This is a genomic window from Brevibacterium sp. SIMBA_078, assembly GCF_046534565.1.
GTDB lineage: Bacteria > Actinomycetota > Actinomycetes > Actinomycetales > Brevibacteriaceae > Brevibacterium.
In genome coordinates, this window is record NZ_JAWRYQ010000619.1 from 1 (window position 1) to 233 (window position 233).

A 233-nucleotide genomic window follows, 5' to 3' on the forward strand; every position below is an offset into this window, starting at 1 on the left:
GATCAAGCACTCTATAGCTCAAAGACCAGATACTGTAAGATTCTTTGTTGAGCACTTATCTGAATACTGGTTACCTCAGTTGGGTCTTCCAGACAAGCAGTGTAGTCTACAGGATTCAATGTTCCATCAAGTAATAAGCTATAGCAGTAGCTATCGCTGCCTTCTTCATTATGATAAGAGGTGTAGGTCACGCGTCCACTACCATAATCAAAGCCAACGGTTAATGGACGCAT

At 42.1% G+C, this 233-nt stretch carries 1 protein-coding gene; it reads right to left on the reverse strand.

Translation table 11 applies throughout. The features are described from left to right. Positions 1-11 precede the first annotated feature (11 nt). On the reverse strand, positions 12-233 hold a 222-nt coding region (locus SB749_RS21005), incomplete at its 5' end, for a hypothetical protein (protein ID WP_410712025.1).